This is a genomic window from Bordetella genomosp. 2, assembly GCF_002261345.1.
Classification (GTDB): Bacteria; Pseudomonadota; Gammaproteobacteria; order Burkholderiales; family Burkholderiaceae_B; genus Bordetella_A.
In genome coordinates, this window is record NZ_NEVT01000006.1 from 158,750 (window position 1) to 176,671 (window position 17,922).

19 protein-coding genes are annotated in these 17,922 nt (G+C 68.8%); 10 read left to right on the forward strand and 9 right to left on the reverse strand.

What is annotated here, in order from left to right; translation table 11 throughout:
* Positions 1-171: 171 nt before the first annotated feature.
* From CAL24_RS10910 to CAL24_RS10930, 5 genes are all read left to right on the forward strand, one after another.
* Entirely contained in the window at positions 172-1,287 is a 1,116-nt protein-coding gene (locus CAL24_RS10910) for a branched-chain amino acid ABC transporter substrate-binding protein (RefSeq protein ID WP_028356189.1), read from the forward strand.
* Positions 1,288-1,393: 106 nt separating this feature from the next.
* Positions 1,394-2,320: a high-affinity branched-chain amino acid ABC transporter permease LivH gene (gene livH / locus CAL24_RS10915; RefSeq protein WP_028356188.1), complete on the forward strand. Its 927-nt coding sequence runs from the start codon at positions 1,394-1,396 to the stop codon at positions 2,318-2,320.
* A complete protein-coding gene (locus CAL24_RS10920) occupies positions 2,320-3,555 on the forward strand; it encodes a high-affinity branched-chain amino acid ABC transporter permease LivM (RefSeq protein WP_028356187.1) in 1,236 nt (411 codons plus the stop codon). Before livH ends, CAL24_RS10920 begins: the two co-directional genes overlap by 1 nt.
* The gene (gene livG, locus CAL24_RS10925) at positions 3,552-4,319 is read left to right on the forward strand and encodes a high-affinity branched-chain amino acid ABC transporter ATP-binding protein LivG (RefSeq protein ID WP_028356186.1); all 768 of its coding nucleotides are present in this window, start codon (positions 3,552-3,554) and stop codon (positions 4,317-4,319) included. Before CAL24_RS10920 ends, livG begins: the two co-directional genes overlap by 4 nt.
* Positions 4,319-5,020: an ABC transporter ATP-binding protein gene (locus CAL24_RS10930; RefSeq protein ID WP_028356185.1), complete on the forward strand. Its 702-nt coding sequence runs from the start codon at positions 4,319-4,321 to the stop codon at positions 5,018-5,020. The genes livG and CAL24_RS10930 overlap by 1 nt, the downstream gene beginning before the upstream one ends.
* Positions 5,021-5,029: 9 nt before the next feature.
* Here the strand turns inward: CAL24_RS10930 and CAL24_RS10935 are convergent, their stop codons facing one another.
* Genes CAL24_RS10935 through CAL24_RS10945 form a run of 3 tightly spaced genes read right to left on the reverse strand, consistent with a single transcriptional unit; the run spans position 5,030 to position 8,180 of the window.
* Positions 5,030-5,767 (reverse strand): aspartate/glutamate racemase family protein, encoded by a 738-nt coding sequence (locus CAL24_RS10935; protein ID WP_028356184.1) that lies wholly within the window; start codon positions 5,765-5,767, stop codon positions 5,030-5,032.
* Positions 5,764-7,200, reverse strand: coding sequence for an N-acyl-D-amino-acid deacylase family protein (locus tag CAL24_RS10940; protein ID WP_094806708.1), 1,437 nt, complete (start codon positions 7,198-7,200; stop codon positions 5,764-5,766). Before CAL24_RS10940 ends, CAL24_RS10935 begins: the two co-directional genes overlap by 4 nt.
* Before the next feature lie 8 nt (positions 7,201-7,208).
* Positions 7,209-8,180 (reverse strand): Bug family tripartite tricarboxylate transporter substrate binding protein, encoded by a 972-nt coding sequence (locus CAL24_RS10945; protein ID WP_028356182.1) that lies wholly within the window; start codon positions 8,178-8,180, stop codon positions 7,209-7,211.
* 118 nt (positions 8,181-8,298) lie between these two features.
* Between CAL24_RS10945 and CAL24_RS10950 the strand changes: the two genes are divergently transcribed.
* Positions 8,299-9,264, forward strand: coding sequence for a LysR family transcriptional regulator (locus tag CAL24_RS10950; RefSeq protein WP_028356181.1), 966 nt, complete (start codon positions 8,299-8,301; stop codon positions 9,262-9,264).
* A 173-nt stretch (positions 9,265-9,437) separates the two neighbouring features.
* On the forward strand, positions 9,438-10,382 hold the full coding sequence (locus CAL24_RS10955; protein WP_094806709.1) for an N-carbamoyl-D-amino-acid hydrolase: 945 nt from the start codon (positions 9,438-9,440) through the stop codon (positions 10,380-10,382).
* A gap of 15 nt (positions 10,383-10,397) precedes the next feature.
* On the opposite strand, the gene CAL24_RS10960 is transcribed toward CAL24_RS10955, so the two are convergent.
* Entirely contained in the window at positions 10,398-11,009 is a 612-nt protein-coding gene (locus CAL24_RS10960; RefSeq protein WP_094806710.1) for a glutathione S-transferase family protein, read from the reverse strand.
* Between the two features lie 122 nt (positions 11,010-11,131).
* Here CAL24_RS10960 and CAL24_RS10965 point away from each other — a divergent pair, with 122 nt between their 5' ends.
* The gene (locus tag CAL24_RS10965; protein WP_094806711.1) at positions 11,132-12,325 is read left to right on the forward strand and encodes a PQQ-dependent sugar dehydrogenase; all 1,194 of its coding nucleotides are present in this window, start codon (positions 11,132-11,134) and stop codon (positions 12,323-12,325) included.
* Positions 12,322-12,960 (forward strand): glutathione S-transferase, encoded by a 639-nt coding sequence (locus tag CAL24_RS10970; RefSeq protein ID WP_028356177.1) that lies wholly within the window; start codon positions 12,322-12,324, stop codon positions 12,958-12,960. Before CAL24_RS10965 ends, CAL24_RS10970 begins: the two co-directional genes overlap by 4 nt.
* A 12-nt stretch (positions 12,961-12,972) precedes the next feature.
* Here CAL24_RS10970 and CAL24_RS10975 read toward each other — a convergent pair whose 3' ends face one another.
* Genes CAL24_RS10975 through rocF form a run of 3 tightly spaced genes read right to left on the reverse strand, consistent with a single transcriptional unit; the run spans position 12,973 to position 15,433 of the window.
* Complete coding sequence (locus CAL24_RS10975) at positions 12,973-13,347, reverse strand: DUF423 domain-containing protein (RefSeq protein WP_094806712.1); 375 nt, start codon at positions 13,345-13,347, stop codon at positions 12,973-12,975.
* A 47-nt stretch (positions 13,348-13,394) separates the two neighbouring features.
* Positions 13,395-14,453 carry an alcohol dehydrogenase gene (locus CAL24_RS10980; protein WP_094806713.1) on the reverse strand — a complete coding sequence of 353 codons (1,059 nt, stop codon included), beginning with the start codon at positions 14,451-14,453 and terminating at the stop codon, positions 13,395-13,397.
* A 20-nt stretch (positions 14,454-14,473) separates the two neighbouring features.
* A complete protein-coding gene (gene rocF / locus CAL24_RS10985) occupies positions 14,474-15,433 on the reverse strand; it encodes an arginase (RefSeq protein ID WP_231501770.1) in 960 nt (319 codons plus the stop codon).
* Positions 15,434-15,618: 185 nt separating this feature from the next.
* Here rocF and CAL24_RS10990 point away from each other — a divergent pair, with 185 nt between their 5' ends.
* Entirely contained in the window at positions 15,619-16,428 is an 810-nt protein-coding gene (locus CAL24_RS10990; RefSeq protein WP_051439577.1) for a MetQ/NlpA family ABC transporter substrate-binding protein, read from the forward strand.
* 3 nt (positions 16,429-16,431) lie between these two features.
* Here the strand turns inward: CAL24_RS10990 and asd are convergent, their stop codons facing one another.
* Together asd and CAL24_RS11000 are read right to left on the reverse strand one after the other, a co-directional pair.
* Positions 16,432-17,295 (reverse strand): archaetidylserine decarboxylase, encoded by an 864-nt coding sequence (asd, locus tag CAL24_RS10995; protein ID WP_094806714.1) that lies wholly within the window; start codon positions 17,293-17,295, stop codon positions 16,432-16,434.
* 43 nt (positions 17,296-17,338) lie between these two features.
* Positions 17,339-17,875 carry a hypothetical protein gene (locus CAL24_RS11000; RefSeq protein ID WP_249278527.1) on the reverse strand — a complete coding sequence of 179 codons (537 nt, stop codon included), beginning with the start codon at positions 17,873-17,875 and terminating at the stop codon, positions 17,339-17,341.
* Positions 17,876-17,922 lie beyond the last annotated feature (47 nt).

Sequence of the window (17,922 nt, forward strand, 5' to 3'; positions counted from 1 at the left end):
TGGAAATATTGGGGATTACACGCAGTGACACCGTGAGGCCCTGCTTTCAGAATACCGCCCACGCTGTACTTTTGCCCAAGAAGCCGGCAATGGTCGCCTCGGGCCGCCGGGTATCCCCCGGCGATGCCGACGTTCCCAAAGCCGCTCATCCCTCTCGCCGGAGAACTCCGTATGAAGCTGCTGCATCGTGCAACTCCCGTGGCCATGGCATTGGGAGCGTTGCTCCTGGCCGGCGCCGCCCAGGCGGCCGACACTATCAAGATCGGCATTCCCCAGCCCATGACCGGGCCCAACACCCAATACGGCACGCAGATCCAGGCCGGCGCGCTGACCGCCATCGAGACCATCAATGCCAAGGGCGGCGTCAAGGGCAAGAAGCTCGAGCCCATCCTGATCGACGACGGCTGCGAACCCAAGCAGGCCGTGCCGGCCGCCAACCGGGTGGTCAATTCGGGCGCCAAGTTCGCCGTCGCGCACGCCTGCTCGGGCGTGACCGTGCCGGCGGTCAATGTCTACGAGCAGGAAGGCATCGTCGCCATCACCCCGGGGGCCACTTCGCCGCTGGTGACCGACACCATCAAGCCGCACTTCTTCTTCCGCACCATCGGCCGCGACGACCAGCAGGGTCCGTTCGCCGCGCGCTACATCGCCAACACCCTCAAGCCCAAGAAAGTGGCCGTGCTGCATGACAAGCAGACCTACGGCTCGGGCGTGGCCACCCAGGTCAAGGACACGCTGGAAAAGAACAAGGTCAACGTGGTGATGTTCGAAGGCATCAACGTCGGCGACAGCGACTATTCGGCCGTGATCACCAAGCTCAAGACGGCCGGCGTCGACCTGGTCTACTTCGGCGGCTACCACCCCGAGCTCGGGCTGTTGCTGCGCCAGTCGCGCGAGCAGGGCCTGGACGTGCAGTTCATGGGTCCCGAGGGCACCGCCAACCAGGACCTGGTCGCCATTGCCGGCCCCGCCATCGAGGGTCTGCTGGTGACGCTGCCGTCGGACTTCACCAAGCTGCCCGGCAACGAGGGCATCGTGAAGGCTTTCCATGACGCCAAGCGCGATCCGGACGGCGCCTTCCAGATGCCGGCCTATGCCGCCGTGCAGGTGCTGGCCAAGAGCATCGAGGCGGTGGGCGAGGATCCCGCCAAGGTGGCCGACTATATGCACAAGACGTCGTTCGACACGGCCATCGGCAAGGTCGAGTACGACGCCAAGGGCGATCTCAAGGACTTCGAATTCGCCGTCTTCAAGTGGGACAAGAACGGCAAGAAGACCCAGCTGTAAACACGCGCCGCCCCGGCCATCCGCCGGGGCTTGAACGCACGCCCAGGTTTCCGGCTCCGGGTCGCTCCACCGGGGCCGGAACCATTTGGAGCATAGGTAATAATCCATGTCAGACCTTATCCCCCAACTCACCCAGCAGGTCTTCAACGGCCTGTCGCTGGGCGCGATCTACGCGCTGATTGCCATCGGCTACACAATGGTCTACGGCATCATCGGTATGATCAACTTCGCCCACGGCGAGATCTATATGATCGGCGCCTACGTGGGCCTGGTCACGCTGACCGCCATCGGCACCAACAGCGGCCTGCCGCTGCCGTTCATCATCGCGGCCATGCTGGTGGTGGCCATCCTGGTCACCGGCGTATACGGCTTCAGCGTCGAGCGCGTGGCCTATCGGCCGGTGCGCGGCAGCCAGCGCCTGGTGGCGCTGATCTCGGCCATCGGCATGTCCATTTTCCTGCAGAACTGGGTCGCCCTGGGCCAGGGCGCGCGCGACATGGCCGTGCCGTCGCTGATCTCCGGCTCGCTGCAATTCAATATGGGCTCGGGCTTCGACGTGACCCTGCCGTATTCGCGCATCATGATCATCGTGGTGACGGTGCTGCTGATGATCGCGTTGTCGCTGTTCATCAAGTATTCGCGCATGGGCCGCGCCTCGCGCGCCTGCTCGCAGGACATGCACATGGCCAACCTGCTGGGCATCGACACCAACCGGGTCATCTCTTTCACCTTCGTACTGGGCGCCATGCTGGCGGCCGTGGGCGGCGTGCTGATCGCCATCACCATCGGCAAGCTCAACCCGTTCATCGGCTTCCTGGCCGGCATCAAGGCATTCACCGCCGCGGTGCTGGGCGGCATCGGCAGCATCCCCGGCGCCATGCTGGGCGGCGTGCTGCTGGGGCTGGCCGAGACCCTCGCCGCGGCCTACATCTCGTCCCAGTACAAAGACATCGTGGCGTTCGCGCTGCTGGTCCTGATCCTGCTGTTCCGCCCCACCGGGCTGCTCGGCAAACCTGAGGTGGAAAAAGTCTGATGGCCAACAACACCCTGAAAAACGCCACGATGGCGGCCATCCTGACGGCTGTCATCGTCATGCCGGTGTTCGGGCTGCAACTGGTTCGCCAGGGCGCCCGCACCAACCTCGAGACCCACTGGGACATGGTGGCCCTGGCCGCCGCGGTGGTGTTCGTCTTCCAATTGCTGCGCCCCTGGATCGCGCGCCCCTTCCAGCGGCTCAAGACCAGCATACCCGTGCTGCCCGCCGCGCCCGCCAAGGGCAACAAGTGGATCATCGCGCTGGTCATCGCGGCCGCGGTGATCTGGCCGTTCTTCAGCGGCCGCAGCTCGGTCGACATTGCCACGCTGGTGCTCATCTACGTAATGCTGGGCCTGGGCCTGAACATCGTGGTGGGCTTCGCCGGGCTGCTCGACCTGGGTTTCGTGGGCTTTTACGCGGTCGGCGCGTATACCTACGCATTGCTGTATCACTGGGGCGGCTGGGGCTTCTGGGAAGCGCTGCCGTTCGCCGGCGCCATGGCGGCGCTGTTCGGGTTCATCCTGGGCTTTCCGGTGCTGCGGCTGCGCGGCGACTACCTGGCCATTGTCACGCTGGGCTTCGGCGAGATCATCCGCCTGCTGCTGATCAACCTGAATTTCCTGACGGGCGGCCCGGACGGCATCTCGGGCATTCCCAAGCCGTCGGTCTTCGGCATGGAAATGGCGCGCCGGTCCAGCGAGGAGGGCGTGCGCACGTTCCACGAGATCATGGGCTGGACCTTCGACAACCAGCACATGGTGAATTACCTTTACCTGATGGCGCTGGCGCTGGCACTGGTGACGCTGTTCGTGTCCACCCGGCTGATCCGCATGCCGGTGGGCCGCGCCTGGGAGGCGTTGCGGGAGGACGAGATCGCCTGCCGCTCGCTGGGCCTGAACCCCACTCGCATCAAGCTGTCGGCGTTCACGCTGGGCGCCATGTTCGCGGGTTTCGGCGGCGCCTTCTTCGCGGCGCGCCAGGGCATGGTCAATCCCGAGTCGTTCACCTTCATCGAGTCGGCGCTGATCCTGGCTATCGTGGTGCTGGGCGGCATGGGTTCGCAGGTGGGCGTGATCCTGGCGGCCATCCTGCTGACGGTGCTGCCCGAGGTGGCGCGCGAGTTCGCCGAATACCGCATGCTGATGTTCGGCCTGGTGATGGTGTTGATGATGATGTGGCGTCCACAGGGGCTCCTGCCCATGAAGCGTCCCCATGTGGAGCTGGCCAAATGAGCGAGGCATTGCTGAAAGTATCCGGACTGACCATGCGCTTCGGCGGCCTGCTGGCCGTCGACAGCGTGGGCTTCGAGGTCCTGCGTGATGAAGTGTTTGCCATCATCGGCCCCAACGGCGCCGGCAAGACCACCGTGTTCAATTGCGTGGGCGGCTTCTACAAGCCCACCGCCGGCGAGATCATGATGGACGGCAAGCCGATCACCGGCCTGCCCAGCCACAAGGTGGCGCGCCATGGCCTGGTGCGCACCTTCCAGAACGTGCGGCTGTTCAAGCAGCTCACCGTGCTGGAGAACCTGCTGGTGGCCCAGCACACCCAGGTCGAATCGCGCCTGCTGCCGGGGCTGCTCAAACTGAAGTCATACCGCCAGTCGGAGGCCGACGCGCTGGCGCGCGCCGCGCAATGGCTGGATTTCATGGGCCTGCGCCAGTATGCCAACCGCGAGGCCGGCAACCTGGCCTACGGGCACCAGCGCCGGCTGGAAATCGCCCGCTGCATGATCACCAAGCCGCGCCTGCTGATGCTGGACGAGCCGGCCGCGGGCCTGAACCCCCAGGAAAAGCGCGACCTGCAGCAACTGATCGACCAGTTGCGCCGCGAGTTCGGCGTGGCGGTGCTGCTGATCGAGCACGACATGAGCCTGATCATGGGGATATCCGACCGGATCCTGGTGATGGAGCACGGCAAGCCCATCACCACCGGCACGCCCGAGCAGGTGCGCAGCGACGAGCGCGTCATCAAGGCGTACCTGGGGGAAGAATGATGCTGAAGCTGGACAACATCCATACCTACTATGGCGCCATCCAGGCGCTCGATGGCGTATCGGTCGAGGTCAACCAGGGCGAGATCGTCACCCTGATCGGCGCCAACGGCGCCGGCAAGACCACGCTGCTGATGACGGTCTGCGGCAACCCGCGCGCGCGCGAGGGCACCATCACGTTCGAGGGCGAGGACATCACGCACAAGGACACCCACCACATCATGCGCAGCGGCATCGCCATCTCGCCGGAAGGGCGCAGAGTCTTCAAGGACCTGACGGTGGCCGAGAACCTGATGATGGGCGGCTTCTTCGCCAGCCGCGAGGCCATCCAGGCGGGGCTGGAGCATGTCTATGGCCTGTTCCCGCGCCTGAAGGAGCGCGCCAACCAGCGCGCCGGCACCATGTCCGGCGGCGAGCAGCAGATGCTGGCGATCGGCCGCGCGCTGATGACCCGGCCCAAGCTGCTGCTGCTGGACGAGCCCACGCTGGGCCTGGCGCCGCTGATCATCGCGCAGATCTTCGACATCATCCGCACCATCCGCGACCAGGGCGTGACGGTATTCCTGGTCGAGCAGAACGCCAACAAGGCGCTGCAGGTGGCCGACCGCGGCTATGTGCTGGAGAACGGCAAGGTGGTGCTGCAGGACACCGGCGCCAACCTGCTGGTCAACGCCGACGTGCGCAAGGCATACCTGGGGGCGTAGCGCCTGCCGCTAGGCGGCCTGCCGGTGCAGCGGCGCGTCGAAGTAGTAGTCGATCGCCGCGCGCGCCAGCGCGTCGATGGAGTCCGTCAAGGGCACGTCCAGCGCCGCGCGCCGGTCGTGCGGCAGGGCCAGCGGCAATTCGGTGCAGCCCAGCACCACCGCGTCGGCCCCGCGGGCCCGCAGCCGGCGCGCGCCCTCCGCGGCCGGCTCCAGGGCTGCGGCGACGGCGTTGGCCTTGACGGCGCGGATCGGCGCGACGCAGTGGCGGTCGATTTCGTCGGCCGTGGGCACGATGCACTCGTAGCCGTGCCGCGCGAGGCGGTCCTGGTAGAGATTCAGCGCCAGGGTGGCGGGCGTGCCCATCAGGCCGATGCGGCCGCGCGCGATGCCCATGCGGCGCAGGTCGTCGATCACGGCATCGATGATGTGCAGGATCGGCAGCGCGGTGGCCGCGGCCAGTTCGTCGTACCACAGGTGCGCCGTGTTGCACGGGATGGCGATCACGCGGGCGCCGGCCGTCTCGAGGAAGCGCAAGCCTTCCCGCATGTAGGGCAGCGGGTCCTCGCCGCCGCGCATGCGCGCATCGCTGCGATCCGGGATGCGCGGGTCATTGCGCAGCAAGGTGGGCACATGCTGCTGGTCGGTGGCGGCGGGCGTCAGGGCCGCCACGCGCATGGCGAACGTGGCGCCGGCCAGGGGGCCCATGCCGCCGAGGACGCCCAGGTAGCCCGGATGGGAAATGTTCATGCGTGTCCCGGCTCCAGTACGTGGCCGGGCCGGGCAGCGCCCGGCTGGCGGCCGTCCCAGACCTGGGCGCCATTGACCCACACGCCATGGATGCCCTGGCTGACCTGCACGGGTTCGCTGAAAGTGGCGGTGTCGGTGACGGTGGCCGGGTCGAACAGCACCAGGTCGGCGTAGTAGCCGGGGCGCAGCAGGCCGCGGCCGGCCAGGCCGTACTGGGCGGCCGCCAGCCCGGTCATCTTGTGAATGGCGCCCTCGAGCGTGAGGAGATTCTGTTCGCGCACCATTGTGCGCAGCACGTTGGTGAAGGTGCCCCACTGGCGCGGATGCGGGTGCGGGTCGAACGGCAGGCCGTCCGAGCCCACCATGGTGAGGGGGTGGCCGAAGATGCGGCGCACGTCCGCCGGATCCATCAGGAAATAGATGGCGCCGGCCGGCTTCAGGCGCTCCAGCGTGGCGGCGTCGTCCAGGCCCAGTTCGGCCATGACGTCGGCGAAATCGCGGCCGGTGGCCGCCGGATAGCCCTTGGACCAGGTGACCAGGGTGCGCTGCGCTAGCCGCACGCGGTCGAGCCGCAGCATGGTCGAGGTGGCGGGGTAGGGGTGGCAGTCCAGGCATACCGGCTGCCGCCGCGCCGCCTGGCTGATCAGGTCCAGGGTTTCGCGCGAGCGGCCATGGTTGCGTGCGCCGGCCAGCTTGTGGTGCGAGAACACCACGCGGCATTGCAGCGCCCGGCCGATCTCCAGCGCTTCTTCCATGGCGGGCACGATGTGATCGGCCTCGTCGCGCAGATGGGTGGCGTAGATGCCGGCGCGCCCGCGCAGCGGCTGGCAGACGTCGATGATTTCCCGCGTGGTCGCGGCCGCCGCCGGAGGATAGAAGGTCCCGGTGGACACGCCGAAGGCGCCGGCCTCCAGCGCTTCCTCCAGCAGGCCGCGCATGCGGCCGATCTCGGTCGCGTCGGCCTCCCGCGCGACGTCGCCCATGGTGGCCACGCGCAGGGTGGTGTGGCCCACCAGGGGCACCACGTTGACGGCGGCCGGGGTGGCGCGCAGCGCGGCGATCCAGCCGGCGAAGCTGTCGAAGCGGAACAAGGCCGGCGGGCCGAGCAGGTCGAGCGGTTGCGGAATGGCCGCGCCGGCCAGCGGGGCCAGGCTGATGCCGCAGTTGCCCGTGACCACCGTGGTGATGCCTTGCGATACCTTGGGCGTCATGTCGGGATGCGCCAGCAGGTAGCCGTCGTCGTGGGTATGCGAATCGATGAAGCCGGGCGCGGCCACCAGGCCGCGGGCGTCGATGACCGGCACGCCGGCGGGGATGGCGAAGTCGCCGACCTGGGCGATGCGCTGCCCGGAGACGGCGATATGGGCCCGCTGGCGGGCGCTGCCGCTACCGTCCACGACGGTAGCGTCCGACAGGATGAAATCGGCTTGCATGCGGGCGGTCAGTCCAGTTTCTCGATGCCGGCCTGGTCGATGATCTGCCGCCATTTGGCGGTTTCGCTGTCGATCAGCCGCTTGAAGTCGGCCGGCGAGCCCTGGACGGGCTCGGCGCCGAGCTTGGCCAGGCCGGCCCGCACCGTGGGTTCCTGCAGTGCCTTGTTGAAGGCGCCATTCAGGCGTTCGATGACGGCGGGCGGGGTGCCCTTGGGCGCCACGACGCCGCCCCAGGCGACCGTCTCGTAGCCCTTCAGGCCGAGTTCGTCGAGCGTCGGCACATCCGGCAGCAGTTCCAGGCGGCGCAGGCTGCTCACTCCCAGCGCGCGCACCCGGCCGCCCTGGATCAGCGGCACCGCTTCGGACGAGTTCACGAAGATGAAGTCCAGGCGGCCGCCCAGCAGGTCCTGGATGGCGGCCGGGCCGCCGTTGTACGGAATGAACATGACGTCGATGCCGGCCATGCTCTTGAACAACTCGCCGCCCATGTGGCCGGTAGTGCCGACGCCCGAGGCCCCGTACGACAGCTGGCCGGGCTTGGCGCGGGCGCGTTCGATAAGGTCCTGCACGGACTTGTCGGGCGAGCCGGCCGGCACGATCAGCACGTTGTACAGGTTGAACAGGTGCGCCACCGGCTCCAGGTCGGCCTCGACGTCGTAGGGCAGCTTGTTGAAGAGCGTGCGATTGACGGCCAGCGTGTTGATGTTGCCGTAGCCGATGGTGTAGCCGTCGGGCGCGGCGCGCTTGATCAGCGCGATGCCGATGTTGCCGGCGGCGCCCGGGCGGTTTTCGACGACTACCGAGGTGCCCAGGTCCTGGGCCAGCTGGTTGGTGACCAGCCGCGACAGCACGTCGGGCGAGCCGCCGGCGGCGGACGGGACGATGAAGTCGACCGGTTTGTCGGGCCAGGCATGGGCGCCGGAGACGAGTCCGGCGGCCAGCGACAGGGCGGCGATGCTGCGAGCCAGTGTGTGGCGCATATTGGTTTCCCCTTGTGTTGATGAAGCCCGGGCAGATTAGCACCGGCGCCGCCGCACTCCCTCATCGAAAATTGTCCCCGCCCTATAATCCGCCGTTATCGAGGGACAGAGGGCAGACATGGACGCAGGGCAGGCCGAGGACATGCCGGACGCGCGGCCGGGCCAGGGTGGCCGGGCCGCGCCGCCGTTGAGCCTGCGGCAGATCGAGGTGTTCCGGGCCATCATGATGGCCGGCTCCATCAGCGGCGCCGGCCGGATGCTGCATGTCTCGCAGCCGGCCGTCAGCCGCGTGCTGGCTCTGACCGAAAGCCGCCTGGGCTACCCGTTGTTCGAGCGCGCCAAGAGCCGGTTGCTGCCTACGCCCGAGGCGCGCCGCCTGTATCAGGAGGTCGAGCAGGTGTATGGCGGCATCCAGCGCGTCAACGACCTGGCGGCCAGCCTGGGGCGCCAGGGGGCGGGCATGCTGCGGGTGGTGGCCAGCGCCAGTTTCGGGCAGGGCATGATCCCGCGCGCGCTGGAGCGGTTCCGCGCCCGCAACCGCACGGCGCGGGTCGATTTCCGCAGCGTTACTTTCGACGAGCTGGTGGGCTATTTCCTGAGCGACCGCGCCGATATCGGCATTTCCATGTCCGCGCCGGACCATCCCAATCTCAGTTCGACCCGGGTGGGGGAGGACGCCATCGTCTGCGTGCTGCCGCAGGGCCACCCGCTGGCGGCGCGCGCGGTGATCCGCGCCGACGACCTCGCGTCGGCGGCCTGGATCGGCTACCCGGCCGGGACGCCGCTGGATCGGGCCCTGGAGGGCTTCTTCGGCGCAGGCCCGCTGGCGCCCGCCACCATCGAAGTGCATTCGCCGGTGACGGCCCATGCCTTCGTGCAGCAGGGGCTGGGGCCGGCGCTGGTGGACCGCTGGTGCATTCCGGCGGAATCCAGCGTGATCGTGCGGCCGATCGAGCCCGCGGCGCGGGTCGAGATCTGGGCCACCCATTCGAACCTGGCGCCGCTGCCCCTGCTGGGCCGGCGCTTTCTCGCGGCCTTGAAGGACGTGCTGGCCGATGCATCGAATTTTGTCGCACGCACATAACCTGGCGCTATTGCGCGCCCGCCGCTGCCGCGCCCAATCGCCCGCAAACCGTTGAGCGGCGCGGCCTGGCGCGGCAATGGCCAGCCCGTGACGCGCGTACGGCGGCGGGTTTACGGCGGCTGGCCGGCCCGGCATGCTTCTGCCTTTTGGCAAAGCCGCATAGGAGCGACAGGATGAGCAAGGGGCAAAGAAAGATCGGACTGGCCGTGGCCCAGATGGGGCCGGTGCATCTGGCCGATACGCGCAGGACGGTAGTGGCGCGGCTGGTCGAGATGCTGCGCGAGGCGCACGGACGGGGCGCAGAGCTGGTGGTGTTTCCCGAACTGGCGCTGACCACATTCTTTCCGCGCTACTGGATGAGCGACGCCGAGGCGCAGGCCCGCTTCTTCGAGGCGCAGATGCCCAACCCCGAGGTGCAGCCCCTGTTCGACGAGGCGCGGCGGCTGGGCGTGGGATTTTACCTGGGCTATGCCGAACTCACGCCCGAGGGAGTGCCGTTCAACACGGCCATCCTGGTGGACCGTTCGGCGCGCATCGTGGGCAAGTACCGCAAGGTCCACTTGCCCGGGCATGACGACCACAAGCCCGACGCGCCGTTCCAGCACCTGGAGAAGAAGTTCTTCCAGGTCGGCGACCAGCCTTTCGGCGTGTGGGACGCCATGGGCGCGAAAATCGGCATGTGCCTGTGCAATGACCGGCGCTGGCCGGAGACCTGGCGGGTGATGTCGCTGCAGAGCGCGGAACTGGTGCTGCTGGGCTACAACACCCCCTCGGTGAACATCCATTGGCCCGAGCCGGTGCACTTGCGCATGCACCACCACCTGATCACCCTGCAGGCCAGCGCCTATCAGAACTGCGTCTGGGCGGCGGCCGCCGCCAAGTGCGGCTCGGAAGACGGGCACCACATGATCGGCGGCTCGGTGATCGTGGCGCCCACCGGGGAAATCGCGGCGCAGGCCAGCACCGAAGAGGACGAGGTCATCGCCGTGCGCGCCGACCTGGGGCTGGCCGAGACATTCCGCCGGCATGTGTTCGATTTCGCGCGGCACCGGCGGCCGGAGCACTACGGCCTGATCGTCGAGCGCACCGGGCCGGGCGCGCCGCTGCCGCGCGATTGAGCAAGGGCGTCCCGACTAGAGGCCTTCGGCCTTGAGCGCGGCCTGCACGCCCGGGTCGCGCTCCATGCGGTCGAAGAAGGCCGCCAGGTTGTCCATGCCGGACAGGTCGATGTTCTTGGCGCGCGCCCAGCGGGTCACCACGTACAGGTAAGGATCGGCGATCGAAGGGGCGGTGCCGGCCAGGTAGTCTTGGCCGGCCAGCTGCCGGTCCAGCAGGCCGAACTGCTTGCTCAGCATGGCGGCCGCCGAGGCCCGCAGCTCGTCCTGGGCGGCCTCGTCCGACAGGAATCGCTGCGCGCCGAAGAGCAGCGAAAAGGTGCGGTGCAGGTCGGAGTTGATGAAGCCTAGCCAGCGACGCACCTCGGCGCGCGAGCGGGCGCTGCCGTCGCCCAGCAGCTTGAGCTGCGGGGCCTGTTCGGCCAGGTACTCGAGGATGGCGGCGTTCTGGGTCAGCGCCAGGTCGCCGTCGACCAACGCGGGGACCGCGCCCAGCGGATTGATCTGCAGGAATTCGGGCTGCTTGAGTTCATCGCGCGCCAGCTTGCGGGTGTCGTAGGGCTGGCCGATCCATTCCAGCACGATATGCGCGGCCAGCGAGCAGGCACCGGGCATGTAGTACAGTTTCATTGAGCGTTTTCTCCAGAAGAACAAGACGGCCGCCCGTCTCTCGCACCCATGGTACCCCTTCGGCGCGAGGCAGGCTGCCGCGTTCCGACCACGACCATCGACACCGCCGCGGGAGGTGCTTCATGTCGAGATTGCGATCATGGCGGGCGGCGCGCGCCGCCCCACTGGCCGGCGCCATGCTGGCCGCGCTGCTGGGCGCGACCGCGCCGGGCGCGCCGCGGGCCCAGATGCAGGCGCCCGCGCCCACGCGGGCCGAAGTCCGGGCCGTCGAGGTGGTCCGCGGGCTGGAGCATCCTTGGTCGCTCGCGTTCCTGCCCGACGGCGGCATGCTGATCACCGAACGCCCCGGCCGCCTGCGGCTGCTGGATGGCCAGGGCAAGTTGTCGGCGCCGCTGGCGGGCGTGCCCAAGGTGCATGCCGAGGGGCAGGGCGGCCTGCTGGACGTGGCGCTGTCGCCCGATTTCCGCGATGACCGCCTCGTGTACCTGTCGTACGCCGAAGCCGATGCCAAAGGCGAGCGCAGCGGCACGGCGGTCGGGCGGGGCCGGCTGGCCGACGACGCGCGCGGGCTGGAGGATTTCCAGGTCATCTTTCGCCAGGAACCCAAGCTGTCCAGCGGGCAGCATTACGGCAGCCGCCTGGTGTTCGGACGCGACGGCATGTTGTATGTCTCGCTGGGCGAGAACAACCGCCGCCCGACCGCGCAGGACCTGGACAAGCTGCAGGGCAAGATTGTGCGGCTCAAGCCCGATGGCTCGGTGCCCGCCGACAACCCGTTCGTGGGCCGCGCCGGCGTACGTCCCGAGATCTGGACCTACGGCATGCGCAACCCGCAGGGAATGGCGCTGAACCCCTGGACCGGCGAGCTCTGGGAACACGAGCACGGCGCACGCGGCGGCGACGAGATCAACATCATCCGGCCAGGCCTGAATTACGGCTGGCCGCTGGCCACGCACGGCGTCAATTATTCCGGCTTCGCCATCCCCGAGGCCAAGGGCGAGACCGTGCCAGGCACGCAGGCGCCGTTGTACTGGTGGAAGAAATCGCCGGCGGTCAGCGGCATGGCTTTCTACGATTCGGACCGCCATCCGGCCTGGCGCGGCTCCCTGTTCATCGGGGCGTTGGCCGAGCAAGTCCTGATCCGCCTGCAACTCGACGACGGCAGGGTGGTGGCCGAGGAGCGCCTGCTGCACGACCTGGGCGCGCGGGTGCGCGACGTACGGCAAGGGCCCGATGGCGATGTGTACGTATTGACCGACGCGGGCGACGGCGCCTTGCTGCGCCTGGCGCCAGCCGGCAAAGGAGAAGGCAAATGAGCACTTACGAATTGATCGGTTCCCGCGGCTGCGGATCGGCCATCGTGGAAATGGCGCTGACCTTGGCCAACGTGCCGTATACCCTGACCGACTTGCCCTACCTGAAGCCAGGGCCCGGGCGCGAACGGTTGCTGCGCCTGAATGTGACCGGCCAGGTGCCCACGCTGGTGCTGCCGGACGGCGAGGTCATGACCGAAAGCGCGGCGATGATCCTGCACTTGAACGATGTGGCGCCGGCGGCAGGTCTCGCGCCGCCGCCCGACAGCCCGGAGCGGACGCGCTTCTGGCATTTGCTGATGCGCCTGGTCGGGGCGGTGTATCCCACCTTCACGTATGCGGACGACCCGCCCAAGTGGACCACGGCCGGCGAGCCCGCCGAGCTGCTGCGTACCCGCGTGCATGATCGCCGCGCCGAACTCTGGCAGGAGATCGACCGCCACGCCGGCGCGCCGCACGTGCTGGGCCGGCGTTTCAGCGCGCTGGACCTGTACGTGGCGGTGATGGTCCGCTGGCGGCCGGGCATGTCGTGGTTCCAGCAGTATTGCCCGGCGCTGTACGCCGCGGCCGGCGAGGCCGCCCGGCAGCCCGACGTGGGGGCCGTCCTGGCGCGTCATTTCGACCCGCCGATGGAATAGCCGCGGCGGGCGTCAGGCGGCTCGCCAGGCGGCCCACGCCACCAGGGCCCAGGCGGCCAGGAAGGCCACGCCGCCCAGCGGCGTGACCGCGCCGAGCCAGCGCGTGCCCGTCAGCGCCAGCAGGTACAGGCTGCCGCTGAACAGCACGATGCCGGCGAACATCACCGCCCCGGCGGTGGATAGCAGCGCCGAGCCGAAGCGCGCGCCCAGCAGGGCCACCACGAACAGGCCCAGCGCATGGACCAGGTGATACAGCACGCCGGTCTGCCATATGGCCAGCAAGTCGGGCGCCAGCATGCGCTTGAGCCCGTGCGCGCCGAAGGCGCCCGCGCCCACGGCGGCGATCATGTTGAGGGCTGCCAGAATGGTCAGTTGGCGGTCGGTCATGGCGATGTCGTCCTGTGCAGTCGCGGAAACGGCGCGGCCCGGCCTGGTCAGGCAGCCAGGACCGCGCGACCCACGACTTTACCCTGCCGCAGCGCGTCCAGCACCGAGTCGGCTTGCGGCAGGGGGTAGCGGCTGACCGGGATGGGCGGGACCCGGCCGGCGCGTACGAGCTCCATGAGTTCGCGCAGCTCGGCCAGGTTGCCCACGTAGCTGCCGAGGATCGACAGGGCCTTGAGCGGGATCAGGGCCAGCGGCCAGTTCGAGCCGCCGCCGAACAGGCCCACCATGACCAGCTTGCCGCCCTTGGCCAGGCAATCGAAGGCCAGCGCGGTCGTGGCGGGCGCGCCCACCAGGTCGATGGCGCCGTAGAGGGGGCGCCCGCCAGCCGCCTGCAGCAGCTGCGCGGCCGCGTCGGGGGCGGCGCCGTCGATGGCCGCCAGGGCGCCGGCATCGAGCGCCGCCCGGCGCTTGGCCGGGTCGATGTCGACCACGATGGCGCCGGCGCCGTCCAGCGCCTTGAGCAGCGACAGGCACATCAGGCCCAGGCCCCCCGCGCCGAAGATGACGATGGGGTGCTGGCGGTAGAGGTCCGGGCCGAGCTTCTTCAGTGCGGAGTAGGTGGTCAGGCCGGAGCAGGCGTATGGCGCGGCCAGCGCCGGGTCGAGGTCGCCGATGTCGATCAGGTAGCGGGCGTGCGGCACCAGCACATATTCGGCGTACCCGCCGGGACGATGGATGCCCAGGCAGGCGGGCGCCGGGCAGTGGTTTTCCTGGCCGGCCTGGCAGGCCGGGCACTGGCCGCAACCGATCCAGGGGTAGACCAGGTAGTTGCGCCCCGGCTGCAGGCCGGCGGCGTCCGGCCCGGCCGCGGCCAGCGTGCCGACGGTTTCGTGCCCCATGGTCAGGGGCAGCGTGACGCCCCGGTCTTTCAGAGTGAGCGTGCGTCCCTGGCCGAGATCGTAGCCGCCTTCCCACAGGTGGATATCGCTATGGCAGACGCCGGCCGCCCGCACCTGCAGGAGCACTTGCGCGCCCTGCGGCTCGGGCATGGGCAGGTCGAGCGGCTCGAGCGGCGCGCGGAAGTTGACGACGCAATAGCATTTCATGGGGTGCCTCCTTGTGGGAATCAGGAATTGCGGCGTGGCGGGCGCCGGATCAGCGTGGATTTGCCGAACAGGCTCTGCACCAGCTCGGTGGCGAGCATGGCCGTCTTGTTGCGTATGTCGAGCGCCGGGTTCAGTTCGACGATGTCCAGCGACCCCAGGCAGCCAGTGTCGGCGATCATTTCCATGCACAGCTGCGCTTCGCGATAGGTGGGGCCGCCGGGAATGCTGGTGGCGACCGCCGGCGCGATTTCCGGATCGAGGAAGTCGACGTCGAAACTGACGTGCAAGTGGGTATCGGGCGCCAGGCCGGCCAGCGCTTCTTCCATGACGGCGCGCATGCCGATCTCGTCGATGGCGCGCATGTCGTGGATTTCGATGCCGGCGGCGGCGATCAGGCGCTTTTCGCCTTCGTCGACACTGCGTATGCCGATCTGGCGGACCCAGTCGGGCTGCAGCGCCGGCGTATGTCCGGCCAGGCTGGTGAGCGGCTCGGGGCCGTGGCCGCACAAGCAGGCCACCGGCATGCCGTGCAGGTTGCCGGAAGGGGTGAGCGCCTGGGTGTTGAAGTCGGCATGGGCATCCAGCCACAGCACCCGCAGCGGCCGGCCCACCCGCCGGCAGTGGCGCGCCACCGCGCTGATGGAACCGACGCCCAGGCAGTGGTCGCCGCCCAGCAGGATGGGCAGGCGGCCGCGTTCGAGCTCGGCGTGAATGGCGTCGTGCACCGCGACGTTCCAGGCGACGACTTCGGTCAGGTGGCGGTAGCCGTGTTCGGCCGGCAGGCCGGGGTTGGCGGGGCCCGACAGATTACCGGCGTCTTCGACGTCGTAACCCAGGGCCTGCAGGGCCAGGTCCAGGCCGGCGACCCGCAGGGCTTCCGGCCCCATGGAGGCGCCGCGCGAGCCGGCGCCTACGTCGGTGGGCGCGCCGACCAGGGTCAGTGCACGGCGGGCGGCGGGGCGGGCGGCGGTCAGGGACACGATGGCGGGCTCCTGGCGGCCCGGGGCCGCCTGCTTCGATGTACCGGTATCTTTATCGATGTGCGGCCGCGGCGCAAGCGGCGCCGCCGGTGCCCCGGTCGACGGCAGGGGCATGCGCGGGACGCCGCCCGGCCTGCGGCACAATGCGGTTTTCGGATACTGCCGCCCATGGCGGCCGCTCAATCATGTTCCGCTCGTTCATTTCGCGCCTGGCCGGCCTGCTGTGCCTGCTGGCGCTCGCCGCGCCGGCGGGCGCCGCCCAGGACGCCCCGTTGCGCATCGGCGTCATTCCCAGCGTGGCCAACGAGGCCACGGAGATCGCCATCGCCCAGGCGCGCAAGCAGGGGCTGCGCGTCGAGCTGGTCGAATTCAGCGACTGGGTCATGCCCAACATCGCCGTCGCGGAAGGCTCGGTGGATGCCAACTTCTTCCAGCACGCGCCTTTCCTGGAGTTGTTCAACCGCAGCCGCGGCACCAACCTGGAACCCATCGCCTATGGGTACTCGACCACCATCGGGCTGTTTTCCAAGCGGCTCAAGCGCGGCGACCCGATTCCCGAGCGCGCCACCATCGCCATACCCAATGACCCGGTCAATACCGGGCGGGCGCTGCTGCTGTTGCAGTCGATGGGATTGATCACCTTGCGCACCTTCGCCGACCATCAGGCCACCATGCAGGACATCGTGGCGAACCCCCATCAGCTGGCGCTGATCCAGGTGGAAGGTTCGCAGTCGGCGCGCACGTTCGACGATGTGACCGCGTCGGTCACCTACACGACCTTCGCCAAGCACGCGGGCATCGACGAGAAGGACGGCCTGGCATTCGACAATACCGATCCGGAGAACGTGCGGCGGTATGCCATCCGCTGGGTGACCACGCCCGAGCGCGCGCAGGATCCGCGCCTGCTGGCGTTCATCCGGATTTATCAGCAGTCGCCGGAGGTCAAGGCGACGCTGCGCCGACTGTACGGGGACCTGATCGATTTCCCGTGGTGAGCCTCAGGCGGGCAGGGCGAGCAGCTCGCCCATGCGCACAGGGCCGCGCACCGACGGCGTGTCGGTCCAGCGGATGCGCCCGGGGCCGAATAGCACGATGACCGTCGAACCCAGGTTGAAGCGGCCCATTTCGGCGCCCTTGGCCAGGCGGATGGGGCCGCGCGCCGCTTCGTCGTAGCGCTCGGCGCGCACCATGCGCTTGTGCGGGGTGACTTGTCCCGCCCAGACGGTCTCGATCGAGGCGACGATCATCGCGCCCACCAGCACCAGGGCCATCGGCCCGTGTTCGGTGTCGAACAGGCAGGCCACCCGCTCGTTGCGGGCAAACAGTTCGGGGACGTGGCTGGCGGTGAGCGGATTGACCGAGAACAGCCGGCCGGGCACGTGCACCATTTCCCGCAGCGTGCCGTCGCAAGGCATGTGCACCCGGTGGTAGTCGCGCGGCGACAGGTACACCGTGGCGAAGTCACCGTTCATGAAGGGTTCGGCGCGGCGCGGATCGCCGCCCAGCAGCTCGGTCAGGCTGTATGAGTGGCCCTTGGCCTGGAAGATGCGGCCGTGCTCGATGCGGCCGAGCTGGCTGATGGCGCCGTCGGCCGGGCAGAGCACCGAGCCGGGATCGGGATCGAGCGGGCGGGCGCTGGGCCGGAGCGCCCGGGTGAAGAAGTGGTTGAACGTTTCGTAGGCCAGCGGATCCTGCACCAGCGCCTCGCTCATGTCGACCCCGTAGCGGCGCACGAAGCGCGAGATCATCCAGTTCTTGACGGCGGGCGTGCGGCAGTCGGCGGCCAGCCCCATCAGGCGCGACACCAGGTGGTGGGGAGCGAGGTACTGGCTGGCGAGAAAGAGCTGGTCTTTGAAGAGCATGGATTCGTGTAGGGGCCTGCTGGCCGTCCGTGGGGCTAGGATGTTACTTGGTATGGCCGGGCCGCGCCAGGGTGGCGCCTTCGGAAGCCGCCGCCGGCGCCGGCGGGTTCGGGACGCGCGGCAGCGGTTCGATCGGCACGCCGTCCGGGATGTGCCGCACGCGGTCCCGGTGGACCTGGCGCGCAGCAAAGCCGTGGTGCCGGCTGGCTGCGTTGCGCAACAGCACCGACAGCACGGAACCCTTGTCCTGGATCCAGCGCGTGCGGCCCTGCAGCAGCCGGCAGGCGCTTTCCGGCGTGCCCATGCGGTAGGCCGTGCCGTTGATGGTCAGCCGGCGCTTGCCGTCGAACTCGGCCGGATCCTGGTCGATGATGGCCACGGCATCGAGATTGCCCGTGCCATGGTCGATGCGATAGAGGAAAGTGATCCGGCTATGCGGGTCGTGCACCGCGACCAGTTTTTCGGCGCCGGAAATGTCGGAAAGCATTCCCACCACGGGCGATTCCACCAGCAGATTGCCGCGCTGTTCTTCCGTATACAGCAGAATGGTCGGCGGGGCGGCGGGCGGGGAAGCGGACATGGGCGGGCGGCGGGCTGGGAAGCGGGGCAGGCGGCCCGATTCTAGCG

What these genes read in the sequence shown, in the direction of transcription:
- CAL24_RS10910 (WP_028356189.1), top strand. Translation starts at nt 172, where the DNA reads ATGAAGCTGCTGCATCGTGCAACTCCCGTGGCCATGGCATTGGGAGCG.
- livH (WP_028356188.1), top strand. Translation starts at nt 1,394, where the DNA reads ATGTCAGACCTTATCCCCCAACTCACCCAGCAGGTCTTCAACGGCCTG.
- CAL24_RS10920 (WP_028356187.1), top strand. Translation starts at nt 2,320, where the DNA reads ATGGCCAACAACACCCTGAAAAACGCCACGATGGCGGCCATCCTGACG.
- livG (WP_028356186.1), top strand. Translation starts at nt 3,552, where the DNA reads ATGAGCGAGGCATTGCTGAAAGTATCCGGACTGACCATGCGCTTCGGC.
- CAL24_RS10930 (WP_028356185.1), top strand. Translation starts at nt 4,319, where the DNA reads ATGCTGAAGCTGGACAACATCCATACCTACTATGGCGCCATCCAGGCG.
- CAL24_RS10935 (WP_028356184.1), bottom strand. Translation starts at nt 5,767, where the DNA reads ATGAACATTTCCCATCCGGGCTACCTGGGCGTCCTCGGCGGCATGGGC.
- CAL24_RS10940 (WP_094806708.1), bottom strand. Translation starts at nt 7,200, where the DNA reads ATGCAAGCCGATTTCATCCTGTCGGACGCTACCGTCGTGGACGGTAGC.
- CAL24_RS10945 (WP_028356182.1), bottom strand. Translation starts at nt 8,180, where the DNA reads ATGCGCCACACACTGGCTCGCAGCATCGCCGCCCTGTCGCTGGCCGCC.
- CAL24_RS10950 (WP_028356181.1), top strand. Translation starts at nt 8,299, where the DNA reads ATGGACGCAGGGCAGGCCGAGGACATGCCGGACGCGCGGCCGGGCCAG.
- CAL24_RS10955 (WP_094806709.1), top strand. Translation starts at nt 9,438, where the DNA reads ATGAGCAAGGGGCAAAGAAAGATCGGACTGGCCGTGGCCCAGATGGGG.
- CAL24_RS10960 (WP_094806710.1), bottom strand. Translation starts at nt 11,009, where the DNA reads ATGAAACTGTACTACATGCCCGGTGCCTGCTCGCTGGCCGCGCATATC.
- CAL24_RS10965 (WP_094806711.1), top strand. Translation starts at nt 11,132, where the DNA reads ATGTCGAGATTGCGATCATGGCGGGCGGCGCGCGCCGCCCCACTGGCC.
- CAL24_RS10970 (WP_028356177.1), top strand. Translation starts at nt 12,322, where the DNA reads ATGAGCACTTACGAATTGATCGGTTCCCGCGGCTGCGGATCGGCCATC.
- CAL24_RS10975 (WP_094806712.1), bottom strand. Translation starts at nt 13,347, where the DNA reads ATGACCGACCGCCAACTGACCATTCTGGCAGCCCTCAACATGATCGCC.
- CAL24_RS10980 (WP_094806713.1), bottom strand. Translation starts at nt 14,453, where the DNA reads ATGAAATGCTATTGCGTCGTCAACTTCCGCGCGCCGCTCGAGCCGCTC.
- CAL24_RS10990 (WP_051439577.1), top strand. Translation starts at nt 15,619, where the DNA reads ATGTTCCGCTCGTTCATTTCGCGCCTGGCCGGCCTGCTGTGCCTGCTG.
- asd (WP_094806714.1), bottom strand. Translation starts at nt 17,295, where the DNA reads ATGCTCTTCAAAGACCAGCTCTTTCTCGCCAGCCAGTACCTCGCTCCC.
- CAL24_RS11000 (WP_249278527.1), bottom strand. Translation starts at nt 17,875, where the DNA reads ATGTCCGCTTCCCCGCCCGCCGCCCCGCCGACCATTCTGCTGTATACG.